This is a genomic window from Halomonas sp. KM007 (assembly GCF_050709225.1).
Classification (GTDB): domain Bacteria; phylum Pseudomonadota; class Gammaproteobacteria; order Pseudomonadales; family Halomonadaceae; genus Vreelandella; species Vreelandella hamiltonii.
Window position 1 is genome coordinate 3,178,706 of record NZ_CP136131.1, and the last position, 14,337, is coordinate 3,193,042.

15 protein-coding genes are annotated in these 14,337 nt (G+C 61.5%); 8 read left to right on the forward strand and 7 right to left on the reverse strand.

The window, feature by feature from the left end:
- Positions 1–2 precede the first annotated feature (2 nt).
- The 5 genes from RVM27_RS15080 to cysP form a co-directional block, all read right to left on the reverse strand.
- Positions 3–596: a YajG family lipoprotein gene (locus tag RVM27_RS15080; protein WP_016914402.1), complete on the reverse strand. Its 594-nt coding sequence runs from the start codon at positions 594–596 to the stop codon at positions 3–5.
- Between the two features lie 157 nt (positions 597–753).
- Positions 754–1,848: a sulfate/molybdate ABC transporter ATP-binding protein gene (locus RVM27_RS15085; protein WP_287806794.1), complete on the reverse strand. Its 1,095-nt coding sequence runs from the start codon at positions 1,846–1,848 to the stop codon at positions 754–756.
- On the reverse strand, positions 1,845–2,672 hold the full coding sequence (gene cysW / locus RVM27_RS15090) for a sulfate ABC transporter permease (RefSeq protein ID WP_498956917.1): 828 nt from the start codon (positions 2,670–2,672) through the stop codon (positions 1,845–1,847). Before cysW ends, RVM27_RS15085 begins: the two co-directional genes overlap by 4 nt.
- A complete protein-coding gene (gene cysT / locus RVM27_RS15095) occupies positions 2,672–3,526 on the reverse strand; it encodes a sulfate ABC transporter permease subunit CysT (RefSeq protein ID WP_016914399.1) in 855 nt (284 codons plus the stop codon). The genes cysW and cysT overlap by 1 nt, the downstream gene beginning before the upstream one ends.
- A 9-nt stretch (positions 3,527–3,535) precedes the next feature.
- The gene (gene cysP / locus RVM27_RS15100; RefSeq protein WP_498956918.1) at positions 3,536–4,588 is read right to left on the reverse strand and encodes a thiosulfate ABC transporter substrate-binding protein CysP; all 1,053 of its coding nucleotides are present in this window, start codon (positions 4,586–4,588) and stop codon (positions 3,536–3,538) included.
- Between the two features lie 227 nt (positions 4,589–4,815).
- Between cysP and rpe the strand changes: the two genes are divergently transcribed.
- Positions 4,816–5,514: a ribulose-phosphate 3-epimerase gene (gene rpe, locus RVM27_RS15105; protein WP_039181002.1), complete on the forward strand. Its 699-nt coding sequence runs from the start codon at positions 4,816–4,818 to the stop codon at positions 5,512–5,514.
- 13 nt (positions 5,515–5,527) lie between these two features.
- Here rpe and RVM27_RS15110 read toward each other — a convergent pair whose 3' ends face one another.
- Positions 5,528–6,826 (reverse strand): NAD(P)/FAD-dependent oxidoreductase, encoded by a 1,299-nt coding sequence (locus RVM27_RS15110; protein WP_287806788.1) that lies wholly within the window; start codon positions 6,824–6,826, stop codon positions 5,528–5,530.
- Between the two features lie 125 nt (positions 6,827–6,951).
- Here RVM27_RS15110 and RVM27_RS15115 point away from each other — a divergent pair, with 125 nt between their 5' ends.
- Positions 6,952–7,629: a phosphoglycolate phosphatase gene (locus RVM27_RS15115; RefSeq protein WP_486996290.1), complete on the forward strand. Its 678-nt coding sequence runs from the start codon at positions 6,952–6,954 to the stop codon at positions 7,627–7,629.
- A 3-nt stretch (positions 7,630–7,632) separates the two neighbouring features.
- Here RVM27_RS15115 and RVM27_RS15120 read toward each other — a convergent pair whose 3' ends face one another.
- Positions 7,633–8,550 (reverse strand): TroA family protein, encoded by a 918-nt coding sequence (locus tag RVM27_RS15120; RefSeq protein ID WP_498956919.1) that lies wholly within the window; start codon positions 8,548–8,550, stop codon positions 7,633–7,635.
- A 236-nt stretch (positions 8,551–8,786) separates the two neighbouring features.
- Between RVM27_RS15120 and RVM27_RS15125 the strand changes: the two genes are divergently transcribed.
- The 6 genes from RVM27_RS15125 (at position 8,787) to RVM27_RS15150 (ending at position 14,335) form a co-directional block, all read left to right on the forward strand.
- Positions 8,787–9,386: an anthranilate synthase component II gene (locus tag RVM27_RS15125; protein ID WP_170919477.1), complete on the forward strand. Its 600-nt coding sequence runs from the start codon at positions 8,787–8,789 to the stop codon at positions 9,384–9,386.
- Between the two features lie 36 nt (positions 9,387–9,422).
- Positions 9,423–10,442 carry an anthranilate phosphoribosyltransferase gene (gene trpD, locus RVM27_RS15130; protein WP_498956921.1) on the forward strand — a complete coding sequence of 340 codons (1,020 nt, stop codon included), beginning with the start codon at positions 9,423–9,425 and terminating at the stop codon, positions 10,440–10,442.
- A gap of 8 nt (positions 10,443–10,450) precedes the next feature.
- The gene (trpC, locus tag RVM27_RS15135; RefSeq protein ID WP_498956922.1) at positions 10,451–11,254 is read left to right on the forward strand and encodes an indole-3-glycerol phosphate synthase TrpC; all 804 of its coding nucleotides are present in this window, start codon (positions 10,451–10,453) and stop codon (positions 11,252–11,254) included.
- Between the two features lie 51 nt (positions 11,255–11,305).
- Positions 11,306–12,898, forward strand: coding sequence for a sensor histidine kinase (locus RVM27_RS15140; RefSeq protein ID WP_498956923.1), 1,593 nt, complete (start codon positions 11,306–11,308; stop codon positions 12,896–12,898).
- Positions 12,899–12,903: 5 nt separating this feature from the next.
- Positions 12,904–13,614 (forward strand): response regulator transcription factor, encoded by a 711-nt coding sequence (locus RVM27_RS15145; RefSeq protein WP_498956924.1) that lies wholly within the window; start codon positions 12,904–12,906, stop codon positions 13,612–13,614.
- Positions 13,615–13,768: 154 nt separating this feature from the next.
- Complete coding sequence (locus RVM27_RS15150) at positions 13,769–14,335, forward strand: metal-independent carbonic anhydrase family protein (RefSeq protein WP_498956925.1); 567 nt, start codon at positions 13,769–13,771, stop codon at positions 14,333–14,335.
- Positions 14,336–14,337 lie beyond the last annotated feature (2 nt).

Here is a 14,337-nt window from a genome sequence, read left to right on the forward strand (position 1 = left end):
GATCAGCGCGCCAGCAGGCGGCCCAGTTCCGGGTCGCTGAAGGCGCGGTTCAAACCATCGCTCAACAGGTCGTTCAGCATGCGGGTATTGCTGTCTTCACCAGGTTTGATGGCGTAGCCCTGCGTACGGCGTGAGGTATAGGTGCCGGTATAGGTCGTGCCCTGATGCTGCGCGATGGCTCGGAAGACACCCTCGATACGGGCCTCGTCGATGAGCGGCTGGCCGCTATCGCCCCGCAGGTAGGCCAGGCTGGCGAGCTCCAGCGTCAGAGTGGGGCGGCCCTGGGCGGTTTCCCGGGTGGGGTTGAAGCCCATGTCGCGCACCGCACGCTCAGCTTCGGCCTGAAGTTTCGGAATCAATTCATGTCGGTTGACGGTGATTTGCGCCGTCGACATGCTGCCGCCTGCCCGGGTGCCAATGACTTCACTAGGGCGGGCATCCACGGCCACCACGGTCACCTGCTGCCCGGAGCCTACCTGCGGCACGTTGGCCGTGCGGGAAGGGTTCAGCTGCAGGAACTGGGGGCTGGCGCAGCCGGCCAGCAGGGCGGTGGCCAACAGCGCACCGGAAATACGTAAAAAATGACGCCGACGCATACAACTCTCCACACTCTACTTGTTTGGGGCGTAACTTGCTTGGATAGTAACCTGATTGGGTAGTCACTTGCCTGGATAGTAAAAGCCTGTCGTAACAAGGCATTGCTGTCCAGGGTCGGTACAGTATAGCCCTGCTGCGACAGGCGAGGCCAGCGGCTTACGTGACCCGGCTAGGCTGCGGCTGGGGTGCGGTGTCTTCCTTGAAGCGATGCCACTGGCGCGGATGCGCAAACAGCCGCTGGCCGCGCTGCAGGTTCAGCCGTTCGAAGTCGGCATGACGCACGGTGGCCAGCCAGGGCTTGGCAAGCCAGTCTGCCTCCAGCTCGACCCGTACTTCGGCCCCTACAGGGGATAGCGCGGTGACCGTGACAGGCAGGTGGCTTTCCGGGCTGGGTGCTTCAGCCAGGCGCACTTCGTGGGGGCGCAACAGCAGCTCTTCGTCACCGTCTGGCAGGTCTACCTGCAGGCGCGCGTCTCCGCAGGTCAGCACACCTTGCTGCACGCTGCCCTCCAGGTGGTTCACGTCACCGAGGAATTCGAACACAAAGCGGTTCTTCGGCGAGCGGTAGAGGGTTTCCGGCGTGTCGATCTGTTCGATACGGCCGTTGCTCATCACCACGACGCGATCCGAAAGCTCCAGCGCCTCTTCCTGGTCGTGGGTCACGAATACGCTGGTGAAGTTCAGCTCATCATGAAGGCGACGCAGCCAGCGGCGAAGGTCCTGACGTACTTTGGCGTCCAGCGCGCCGAAGGGCTCGTCCAGCAGCAGCACGTCGGGCTCTACGGCCAGTGCCCTGGCCAGCGACACACGCTGCTGCTGGCCGCCCGAGAGCTGCGCAGGCAGGCGGTTGGCCAAATGCTGGAGCTGAACCATTTCCAGCAGCCGAAATACTCGTGCACGAATCTCGCCGCTGGAGGGGCGACACTTGCGCGGCATCACGGTCAGGCCAAAGGCCACGTTGTCGTAGACGCTCATATGGCGAAACAGCGCATAGTGCTGAAATACAAAACCGATGCGCCGGTCACGCACGTGCACATGGGTGACATCGCGATCGCCAAACAGAATTTTACCGGGCGTTGGCGTGCGGTCAGCGCTCTCCAGCCCTGCAATGATACGCAGCAGGGTCGTCTTGCCCGACCCAGAGGGCCCCAGCAGGCCGACCAGCTCGCCCTCATGAATGTCCAGGTCGATGGGTTCGAGGGCCTGTGTGTTGGCAAAATGCTTGGCAATATTCTCTAAGCGAATACTCATACGAGTGCCTCCCGGCGCGATGCGCGCCATTCCAGGCCTGCCTTGGCCGCAAGGGTTAACAGGGCAATCAGCGCCAGCAAGGCCGCGCTGGCAAATGCCCCCACGGCGTTGTAATCCTGATAGAGCTGTTCGAGGTGCAAGGGCAGCGTGTTGGTCTGCCCGCGAATAGCCCCTGAGACCACGGAGACCGCGCCGAATTCACCTACCGCGCGAGCGTTGGTGAGGATGATGCCGTACAGCAGTGCCCAACGGATGTTGGGGAGCGTCACGCGCCAGAACGTGGTCCAGCCTGAGGCGCCCAGGGTCACGGCGGCTTCCTCTTCGCGGGAGCCCTGGGCCTGCATCAATGGAATCAGTTCCCGAGCGACGAAGGGGCAGGTGACGAAGATGGTGACCATCAGAATGCCGGGCCAGGCAAACATGAGCTGAATGTCATGGGTGTCCAGCCAGCTGCCGATCCAGCCATTGCGGCCGTAGAGCAGCAGGTAGATCAAACCGGCCACGACGGGCGAAACGGCAAAGGGTATGTCGATCAGGGTTTGCAGAATGCGGCGGCCGGGGAAGCTGAAGCGGGTCACCAGCCAGGCCAGCGCGACGCCAAAGACTAAGCAGACCGGAATGGTCATCAGCGCGATGACCAGCGTCAGGCCGATGGCGTGCAGGGTGAAGGTATTGGTCGCGTTGGCCCAGAACACCGCCACGCCCTGAGAAAAGGCCTGAGCAAAAATGGCGACCAGCGGCAGCAGCAGAAACAGCGCCGACAGCAGCAGGGCGCTGACGATCAGTACGCGCCGCACCAGCGGCGCATCCCCTACGCGATGCATTAGCCTTTTCCTCCATGCAAGCGGCGCACGAAGCGCCCCTGCCAGATGTTGATGACCAGCAGCAGTGCCAGCGACACGAACAGCACCACCGAGGCGATGGCCGAAGCGCCTGCGTAGTCGTACTCCTGAAGCCGAACGAAGATCATCAATGCCGTGATCTCCGTTTCGTAGGGCATGTTGCCCGCGATGAAGATGATCGCCCCGAACTCGCCTAACGAGCGCACGAACGCCAGCCCCGTACCGGTGACCAGCGCTGGCCACAGGTGGGGCATGATCACCCGGCGAAATGCCACGCTGTCGGTAGCACCCAGCGACATGGCGGCTTCATCGATCTCGGCGGGCAGGTCTTCGAGTACCGGCTGCACGGTGCGCACCACGAAAGGAATACTGGTGAAAGCCATGGCCAGGGCAATGCCGACCCAGGTATAGGCGACTTGAAAGCCTAGCGGTTCGAGCAGGCGGCCCATCCAGCCATTGCCGGCATACAGGGTGGCCAGGGTGATGCCCGCCACCGCCGTGGGAAGGGCGAAGGGCAGGTCCATCAGCGCATCCAGCAGACGCTTGCCGGGGAACTCGTAGCGCACCAGCACCCAGGCCAGCAGCAGCCCGAAAACGGCGTTGACCAGCGCGGCCACGGCGGCAGCGCCAATGGTCACGGTGTAGCTGGCCACCACGCGGCCATCGGTGATGATGGCCCAGTACTCGCTGAGGCTGAGCCCCGCCAGTTGGCCAAACAGCCCGGTGATGGGCAGCAGCAGTACCAGCGAGATGAACAGCACGCTGATACCCATGGAAAGGCCAAAACCCGGCAGCACGCGTGTGCTGCCGGATCGCCAGAATGCAAGTTGGCTCATGGGGCTCCGTTAACGACGTTGCAGTTGATCGAGCAGTGCGCCGCCATCGAAATGGGCTTCCATGGCTTCTTCCCAGCTACCAAATACATCTTCGACCTGCAGCAGCTCGGTCTCGGGGAACTGGTCGGCAAACTCGGCCACGACGGTCTCGTTATGCACACGGTAGTTGAAGCCTGCCAGCAGGCGCTGAGCCTCTTCGCTATAGAGGTACTCGAGATAGCTCTGGGCCAGGTCGCTGTTGCCGTTGCGCTCGGCGTTGGGGCCGACCACGGCGACCGGGAATTCGGCCAGGATGCTGACCGGCGGCACGATCACTTCATAATCGTCGCTGCCGTATTCGGCGCGGATGTTGTTGACTTCGGACTCGAAACTGATCAACACATCGCCAATGCCGCGTTCGATGAAGCTGGTAGTGGCACCACGACCGCCGGTGTCAAATACCGCGACGTTGCGCAGGAAGGTGCGCATGAAGTCCTGAATCTGCTCGTCGTCACCGTCGAAAGCCTGATCGGCGAAGCCCCAGGCGGCCAAATAGGTGTAGCGGCCATTACCGGAGGTTTTCGGGTTCGGGAAGACCATGCGGACGTCTTCCTGTACCAGGTCGTCCCAGCTCTCGATGCCCTTGGGGTTGCCCTTGCGCACCAGGAATGCGGTAGTGGAGTAGTAGGGTGACGCATTGTTGTCGAACGCCTGCTGCCAATCTTCCGCGACCAGGCCTGCATCCGCCAACGCTTGAACGTCGGTGACCTGGTTATAGGTCACTACATCGGCGCGCAGGCCTTGCATGATGGCACGGGCCTGGGCCGAGGAGCCGCCGTGAGACTGGCTGATGCCGATCTCTTCGCCGTGCTCTTCCTGCCACCAGGCCTGGAACTCAGGGTTGATGGCCGAAAAAAGCTCACGGGCGATATCGTAGGAAGAGTTGAGCAGCTCACGCTCCTGGGCTACGGCGCTGGTGGAGAGCGTCATGCCGGCAACGGCGGTGCCGACGGCAGCGGCGAGCAGGCTGCGGCGCAGTCCATTACGAAGCAGGCTGGTGCGAAGTAGAGTATGGCGTGTCATGGCAGGCTCCTGATGGCAGGGGGCGACATAGTCGCGATGGTGCTAAGGTTAAACCTGTCATTGTGGAATTACAATTGTGTTTTATATTCTATTTATGAATATATGAGGAAGGTTAGGCAATGATGCATTTCTTTCATGCCGCTCAAGGGCATCATCCTTGCGTGGGGCTGGGCGCAGCGCTCTGGTAAGATAGCGCAATACCGTTAATCCGCGCTAAGGACCCCATGATGAGCACTGCCCAGGATTTCTTGATTGCCCCTTCCATTTTGTCGGCCAACTTCGCCCGTTTGGGGGAAGAGGTAGACAACGTTCTGGCCGCCGGTGCAGACGTGGTGCACTTCGATGTCATGGACAACCACTACGTGCCCAACCTGACCATTGGCCCAATGGTCTGCAAGGCGCTGCGCCAGCATGGCGTGACCGCGCCCATCGATGTGCACCTGATGGTCAAGCCGGTGGATCGCATGATCGGTGATTTCATCGACGCAGGCGCGAGCTACATCACCTTTCACCCCGAAGCCTCCGAGCATATCGATCGCTCTTTGCAGCTGATCCGCGATGGCGGCTGCAAGGCCGGGCTGGTTTTCAACCCGGCAACGCCGCTTTCCTATCTCGATTACGTGATGGACAAAGTGGATATGGTGCTGCTGATGAGCGTCAACCCGGGCTTTGGTGGGCAGTCGTTCATCCCGACGACCCTCGACAAGCTGCGCGAGGCGCGGGCAAGGATCGATGCTTCGGGCTTGCCGATCCGCCTGGAGATCGATGGGGGCGTCAAGGTGGATAACATCGCCGAGATTGCCGCTGCCGGTGCCGATACGTTCGTGGCGGGCTCGGCCATTTTCAATGCGCACCAGGCCAGCGACCCCCACGGATACGATAGCGTCATTCAGCAGATGCGAGCTGCGCTGGCCAGCGTCCGCTGATCGAGGCAGGCGCTCAATGCAGCTTCATGCGTGGCTTGAGGTAGCGGTTCAGTTTGTCTACCAGCCAGGCAAGACCCGTCTTTGGCGCGCCATGTATCGACAGCTGATGCATACGATACAAGGAAGCATACGCCTGGCGCGCCAGCCAGCCCTCCAGAAACAGCCCGCGAGAAGCGGAGCTGCGCATCAGGTTGCCTACCGCATCGTAGCGTGCCAGCGATACCAGTGAGCCGTGGTCACGGTAGTGAAACGCGGCCAGGGGTTTCTGTTCCAGGCAATTGATCAGGTTCTTCGCCAGTACCTTGGCCTGCTGATGGGCGGCCTGGGCACGGGGCGGCACGGTGGCATCCTCGCCTTGTGGGCAGCTGGCGCAGTCGCCCAGGGCAAAAATGGCAGGGTCATCGACGCTTTGCAGGGTTTGGTGCACGGCGACCTGATGGCGCTTGTTGGTAGTGAGCCCCAGCTCGCTGAGGAACTCGGGCGCCTTGATGCCCGCGGCCCAGACGTTCAGGTCGGTATCGATGACTTCGCCATCATTGGTGACCAGATGATACTCCTTCGCTTCCTGAATGGCCGTGTTGACGTGCACGGTGACGCCAAGGCTTTCCAGCTCCTGCTGTACGGTGCCGCTGATGCGTTCGGACAAACCCGGCAGCAGGCGCGGCGCGGCCTCGATCAAGTGTACGCTGATGGACTGGTGGTCCACCGCCGTCACCCCGTAGGCGTTCAACAGACGTGAGGCATCCAGCAGCTCCGCCGACAGCTCTACCCCTGTGGCGCCACCGCCGACGATGCCGATGGTGAGCTGAGTATGTTGGCGCAGCGATGGGTCGGTGTAACGCAGGAAGGTGTTGATCATGTCCCGCTGGAACGCCTTGGCCTGCTGGGGCGAATCGATGAAGTGGCAATGCTCGGCCACGCCCTGAGTGCCAAAGTCGTTGGAAACGCTGCCCAGTGCCAGCACCAGGTAGTCATAGGTGATCTGCCGAGCGGGCAGCACTTCTTCGCCCTCTTCATCGACGATGGCCGCCAGGTGAATCACCTTCTGTTCACGATCCAGCCCGCTCAGCGAGCCCCGCTGGTAGCGATAGTGATGGGCGGTGGAGTGGCCACGATAGTCCACTTCGTCCATGCTCGAGTTCAACACGCCGGTAGCCAGCTCATGGAGCAGCGGTTTCCAGACATGGGTGGCGTTACGGTCCAGCAGCACGATCTCGGCGCGTTTTTTCTTGCCCAGCGTGTGCCCGAGCTTGGTGGCGAGGGACAGGCCTCCGGCGCCGCCGCCCACAATCACGATTCGGGGAGTGGCCATTACTCTCTCCTTGGCTAATATAGCCTCAGCATAGAAGCTTCCACGCGGTATGGGTAATCCCAGGCCGATAAGATGATAAAATTGATCGAGATTATTGCGTCCAGTGCCATGACCAAGGAGCCCGTGTGCATACCATTCTGCAGCAGAAGCAACTGATCGCCTTCGACCTCGATGGCACCTTGATCGATTCCGTGCCTGATCTGGCCGTGGCCGTACAGCAATCCATGCGGGAGATGGCGCTGCCGCTGCCGGATGAGCAGCAGGTGCGCCACTGGGTAGGCAACGGTGCACAGGTGTTGGTAGAGCGCGCACTCAGTTGGGCGACTTCGTCAGCGCCGGAGCCGGGGCTTGTCGAGGCTGCGCTGGCGGCGTTCATGCGCCATTATGCGGCGGCGCCCAACGCACGCACCGTGCTGTACCCGCACGTGGCGCAAGCGCTGCAGCAGCTGCATGACGCAGGCTTCACGCTGGCACTCATTACCAACAAGCCCGAACGCTTCATTGCGCCCATTCTGGAGCATTTCGAACTGCTGGCGCTATTTGCCCACTGCGTGGGTGGCGATTCGCTGCCTGAGAAAAAGCCCAGCCCCGCGCCGCTGCTACATATCGCACGTTTGTTGGACGTTGCGCCGAGTGCCTGCGTGATGGTCGGAGACTCACGCCACGATATCGAGGCGGGCAAGGCAGCGGGTTTTGCCACGGTGGCGCTGCCTTACGGCTACAATCACGGCGACCCCATCGAACAGAGCCAGCCGGAGGTGCTGATCGAGTCCTTGGCTGAGCTGATCGGCTCTGACGCTTAGGCATCAGTGATCGGCGCGGGCGCCCCCCAGCGCCTCGTGAAGCAGCTCGGCGTTATGCAGCAGCAGGGCAGGGTAATTGTAGGCAGGGCCATCGGCCTCGCTGAGCGTATCGGTGTAGAGCGGGCCTGCCAGGGCCAGGCCTGACTCTCTCGCCAAGGCGTCCATGTGAATGTCGGGCACCGTGCTTTCATAAAAGAGCGCGGGAGGGCGCTGCTCAGCGAGCTGTATGCTCATCGCCTCCATGGCCGATGCGCTGCCCTGGGTTTCGCTATTGATGCCCCAAATGGCGCTGTACTCGAACTCGTAAGCGCGTGCAAAGTAGCCCATCGAGGCCTCGCTGGTGATGAGGGTGCGGTTGGTCTGCGGGATGCCCTGCAGCCGCTCTCGTACCTGCTGGTCCAGGGCCAGTAAGGCTTCCCTGGCTTCAGCGGCGCGTTGCTGGAAGGCGTCGGCCTTGTGCGGGTAGTGCTCACTCAGCGTTTCGGCAATCACATCGAGGTAGGCGGCAGCGCCCTTGGGGTCCATCCACATATGCGGGTCGGGGTTGCCCTTGTACTGGCCCATGGGAATGGTCAGCGGTGACATGGCCGCGTTTTCCGCCAGGGCGGTCAAGGTTAGCGTGTCATCTGCCATGGCCTGTACATGGCGCAGCCAAGGCTCCAGCTCATAGCCGTTGTAGAACACGATATCGGCCTCTTCCAGTGCCAGCACGTTGGGAGGCGTCAACTCCCAGCGGTGAACATCCTCGCCGGGCGGCACGATGGTCACGATGCGCACGTCGCTACCTGCCACGCGTTTCACCAGGTCCTCGATGATCGAGAACGATGCAATCACGTTGATGGTGGCGGTCGCGAAGGCGGGAGGGGCTGCAAGCAGTGCCAAGAGTAACAGCGTGATCGTCCCTGGGAATCGCCTATCCATGTCACGCTCCTAACCCGTTAAAAAAACAGCAGATCATAAAGAGTGTTGGGCAGTGTTGCCAGTATCGGCCACTTCTTATGCAGGGTAGTCGATGAACGCTGCCTCGCCTATTCATCGCGTGGCAGGGATATCCTGTCACCCTGGCATTAGTCGCCAGTAGCCACTGCAAGTAGGCCTTTGGTTGGGGTATCATGCCAGGCACGTAGTTCTATGGGTGTCATGGAGTCAGTGGGACGATGGCGAAGGCAATGCAACGGGTATTGATGGTCGATAATTACGATAGTTTCACCTTCAACATCGTCCAGTACCTGGGTGAGCTGAATGCCGAGGTGATGACCTACCGCAATGATGAGATCACCTTGGCGCAAATGGAAGCACTGGCGCCTACCCATCTGGTGATTTCGCCGGGGCCATGTACCCCGAATGAGGCGGGCGTCTCGCTGGCTGCCATCGAACACTTCGCGGGCCGACTGCCCATTCTGGGGGTTTGTCTGGGTCATCAGGCCATCGGGCAGGTATACGGTGGCAAGGTGGTGCGCGCTCCTCAGGTGATGCACGGCAAGACGTCTGCGGTGGTACATGGTGGAGCCGGGGTGTTTGACGGTCTGGAAAATCCGCTGGAAGTCACGCGCTACCACTCGCTGGTGGTCGACCAGCACAGCTTGCCCGACTGCCTGGAAGTCACCGCCTGGACCGCAGAGAGTGACGTGACGCCGGGGCTCATCATGGGGTTTCGTCACCGCACCCTGGACGTCGAGGGCGTGCAGTTTCATCCGGAGTCGATACTCACGCGCCAGGGCCATGCGTTATTGGCCAATTTCTTGCGACGCGGCTGATCGCCAAATTCATACGCTTTAGGGGCTTATCTGCTCATGCAAATGCGAGACGCAATTAACGCGGTGATGCGCCGCGAAGACCTCTCTTTCGATGCCATGCACGCGTTGATGCGCCAGATCATGACCGGCGAGGCCTCCGATGCACAAATTGGCGGCCTGTTGGTAGGGCTGGCCATGAAGGGTGAGAGCGCCGAGGAGATCAGCGCCGCCGCCCAGGTGATGCGCGACCTGATGAAGCGCGTCACGCTGCATGCCGATAACGTAGTGGATATCGTCGGCACCGGCGGTGACGGCGCCAATCTGTTCAATGTCTCCACGGCGGCCAGTTTTGTGGCGGCGGCAGCCGGTGCCCATGTGGCCAAGCACGGTAATCGCAGCGTTTCCTCGTCATCTGGCAGTGCGGACCTGTTCGATATCGCGGGCATCTACCTTGATTTGAAGCCGGAACAAGTGGCGCGCTGTATCGAGCAGGTGGGGGTCGGCTTCATGTTTGCCCCCAACCACCATCCGGCCATGCGCTATGCGATTGGGCCGCGTCGTGAAATGGGCGTGCGCACGCTGTTCAATATTCTTGGCCCGTTGACCAACCCGGCCGGTGCGCCCAATCAGGTGCTGGGCGTGTATTCCGCCGAACTGGTGCCGCTGATGGCCGAAGTGCTGCGCAAACTGGGCAGTCGCCACGTGATGGTCGTCCACTCCGATGATGGCCTGGACGAAATTTCCCTGGCAGCTCCCACCCAGGTGGCCGAGCTGAAAGAGGGTGAGATCACCCGCTACACCATTACCCCCGAAGCGCTGGGCATCGAGCGCCAGAGCCTGGCGGCGCTGAAAGCCTCCAGTGCCGAAGATAGCCTGCGGCTAGTGAAGGCAGCCCTGAGTGGCGAAGGCGCAGCGGCAGATATCGTGGCCCTGAACGCCGGTGCCGCGCTCTACTGTGCCGGCATAGCCGACAGCTTGAAAGAGGGCGTGATGGTGGCCCAGGATGCGCAGGCCTCCAAATTGCCCCTCGAAAAGCTCAGAGAGCTTTCGCACTTCACCAGTGTTTTCAAAGGATGATCAATGCCATGACAGAGCAGGCTACTCCCACCATTCTCACGCGCATTCTGGCTCGCAAGGACCAGGAGGTCGCCGAACGCAAGCAGGCGGTTTCCGAACAGGACCTGTTGGCACTGGCGGGTCAGCAGAGCGCGCCGCGCGGCTTCATCGAGGCGTTGAATCAGCGCATCCAGGCGGGTGACCCTGCGGTGATTGCCGAAGTGAAGAAGGCGTCCCCCTCCAAGGGGGTCATGCGCGAGAAGTTCCATCCTGCCGACATAGCCCGCAGCTATGCCCAGGGCGGCGCCGCTTGTCTGTCGGTGCTCACGGATGCCGACTTTTTTCAGGGCCATGAAGATTATCTGATCGCCGCGCGGGATGCCTGCGAGCTGCCGGTCATTCGCAAGGACTTCATTACCCACGGCTATCAGGTGACGGAGGCGCGAGCCATTGGCGCAGACTGTATCCTGCTGATCGTGGCGGCGCTGGACGATGCGAAGCTTCGGGACCTGCATCAGCAGGCCAACGCCATGGGCATGGACGTGCTGGTCGAAGTGCACGATGCCGATGAACTCGAGCGTGCTCTGGCGCTGAATCTCAAGCTGGTCGGCATCAATAACCGCAACCTGCATACCTTCGATACCCGCCTGGATACCACACTGGACCTGCTGACGCGCATTCCGGACAGCGTCACCGTGATCACCGAATCGGGGATCCATACCCGTGACGATGTGGAGCGCATGCGTGATCACGACGTCAACGGTTTTCTGGTAGGGGAAGCCTTCATGCGTGAAGAGGACCCGGGCCTTGCATTGAAGCGTCTGTTCTTCTGATCCTGGGGGTCAAACAAGCGCTGCGGAAAGCGGTTTTCAGGAGAGCTGCCGATGTTTCAGCGTCGCCTGCTGGTGGCACTGCTGGTGTTGATCATGCTGACCCTCGCTCAGGGCGGCGTGGCCGTGTGGGCCATCGACGGTGCCCGCCAGAAGGTAGAGCTGGGCAGGCTTTCCAGTGACCTTCACGCGGGTTTTCTGGCGTTTTCCGATAGCAAGAACCAGCTGCGCACCTGGCTGGCCAACGCTCAACAGGGCGATCAGCCTGCCGACGTGCAAGAGCGCGATTTCATTCTTCACGAGATGCACACCCATCTCGAACGTTTGCATGTCAACAGCGACCGCCTGGCGGCCAGGATGCAGCCCTCCAGTGAGCTGACGGCTGCGCTGGTCGAAGAGCGCCAGGCGGCGCTGGCGACTTTCGATAAACTGTTTCACGCCCTTGAACGGGCAGTGCTGGCGACTTCCATGATTCCTGCTGCGGAGCAGTTCGAGCTGGTCGACAGCCAGAGCCTGCGCATGGTGCTTTACGATGCGCTGGCCAGGGAGCGCACGCTGCTGGCGCAACAGCGCAGCGACGCCGACCACTCCTTGCAGCAGCTGATCACCCTGGCGGTTGGCGCCACGCTCACCTTGATGCTGACCATCATGGCCGTGTTCGGCTATTTTGCCCGTGCCCTGCAGAGGCCGGTTCGGGAGCTGGTGAACGGTGCCCAGGCGTTCCAGCGTGGCGATCTTGCCCATCGGCTGGATGAGCGCATGAGCGATGAGTTCGGCCATGTTGCCACGCGGATGAACCTCATGGCCGACGAGCTGCGACAACATCGCCAGACGGAGCAGGACCGCCAGCAGCACCTGGAAGACCTGGTAGCCGTGCGTACCCGGGAGTTGGCCACGGCGCTGGATAGCCTGCGCCAATTAGGCCAGCAGCGCCAGCAGCTGCTGGAGGATATCAGCCACGAGCTGCGCACACCCACCACGTCGATTCGTGGGGAAGCCGAGATCACCCTGCGTGGCGGCACGCGCAGCGAAGCCGAGTATCGCCACGCTCTGGAGCGAATCGCCAGCGACGCCAAGCGCCTTTCAGACGTGATCAGCGATCTGCTGACCATGGCACGCAGCGATATCGTCGAGTGGCAGGTGAAACGCCATTTGCTGGACCCAGCCGGGCCGCTGGCCGATGCCATGGAGCAGGCTTCTACGCTGGGCAGGTTGCGTGGTATCACCCTGTGTGGGGATATCACTGCGCAGGCTACGGTGCTGGGAGACCCTCAGCGGTTACAGCAGATATTCGGTATTTTGCTGGATAACGCCGTGCACTATTCCCATGCGGGGGGCATGGTGGAAGTGAGCGCTACCACTGAGGTGCTGCAAGGCAAGCAAGTGTGGGCATTGCGGGTGCGTGATGATGGTATCGGGGTGGCGGAAGACGAGCTGCCGCGGCTGTTCGAGCGCGGCTACCGCGGCGTGAAGGCGCGCTCGCATCGCCCCGATGGGCAGGGCGTCGGGCTGGCCATTGCCATGCTGCTGACGCGTTTACATGGAGGTACGCTCAGCCTGGGGGCCGCCCCTGAAGGCGGCTGTGAGGCGCTGCTGCAACTGCCGGTGCATGCCCAGGCGGGCCCCGCGCTGAGCGTCATGAGGTAATCAGGATGCACATAGTCGTCATCGAAGATGACCCCAGAATTCGCGATTTCTTGAGCAGAGGCCTGGCAGCCGAAGGCTATCAGGTAGAAGCGTTCAGTGAAGGGCAAGTGGCGCTGCTGCACCTCGTGCAGTGTGCACGGGAGCCCGATCGGCAGCCGGTGGTGATTCTGGATCGGCTGCTGCCGGACATCACCGGTACCGATATCTGTCGCAACTTGCGCACGGCCGGGGTGGCGTTCCCCATTCTGATGCTGACCGCGCTGGACAGCATCGAGGATCGTGTCTCGGGCCTGGAGTCCGGGGCCGACGACTATCTGGTCAAGCCGTTTGCTTTCGAGGAGCTGCTGGCGCGCATTGCCGCCCTGCAGCGCCGTTCCTGGGGCCATACGGCCAGCCAGGAAGTGAACGAGCTGCGGGTGGGCGACCTGTGCCTGAACCGTGAGCAGCGTAGCGTGACCCGGGGCGGCCAGCGAATCGAGCTGACCCCCAAGGAGTTGGCGATCCTCGAACTGCTGATGAGTACGCCCGGCAAGCTGTACAGCCGAGAACGGATCCTGGCCAGCGTATGGGGTGCCCACGAAGACCCGCTGACCAATATCGTCAATGTCTACATCCGTCGGCTGCGAAGCAAGCTGGACGTGCACGGCGCCGGGGAGTCGTTGATCACGACCCAGCGCGGTTTTGGGTACCGTCTGGACCCCGCGCCCTCCCCGTGACGGGGCGGTTATTCACCTTGTATTCATCTAAAACTCGTGTTCTGTTAATGCTCTGGTGACCTGAATGTAAGGGTTGGCCCCGTATAGTGAACGGCATCCCTGTTGCATATCACATCGCAACAGCTGTAACCGCCGCATACACGGAGACGACACCATGTTGAAAAAAATCCTACTCGGTACTGCACTAGGGCTTGGCGCCGCTTCTTTGGCCCAGGCCACCGAAGTGACCCACCTGGGGGGAGACATTACCCCCGAGCAGGTGAAGCAGGCTCAGCAGGCGTGGGGTGAGGCGCTGGTGGCGATTGCCACCACCTATGAAAACGACGGCATCGATGCGGCCCGCGAACTGGCCAGCACGATCATCGACGAAGCCTATGGCTATGAGATGGGCCCGGTACTCTTCAAACCCACGCTGGCCAGCGAGCCACAGACCTTTCGCACCACGGCTGACGGGGCGTTGGCCTACTTCGTGGGCCATAGCGACGACTTCGCAGAAGACAGCGGCTTTGCGCTGAAAGGCTGGCAAGCGGTTGAGATCGACAATGCGGCCATTTTCATCAGTGGTGATACGGCTCTCACCATGGGCCATGTGGCCATGACCGACAGCGACGGTAACATCACCACGGTCGACAAGACCTGGGGCTATCAGCTGGATGACGAGGGCAGTCTGCGCATCGTGCTTCACCACTCTTCGCTGCCTTATCAGCAGGAAGAGAGCTAACG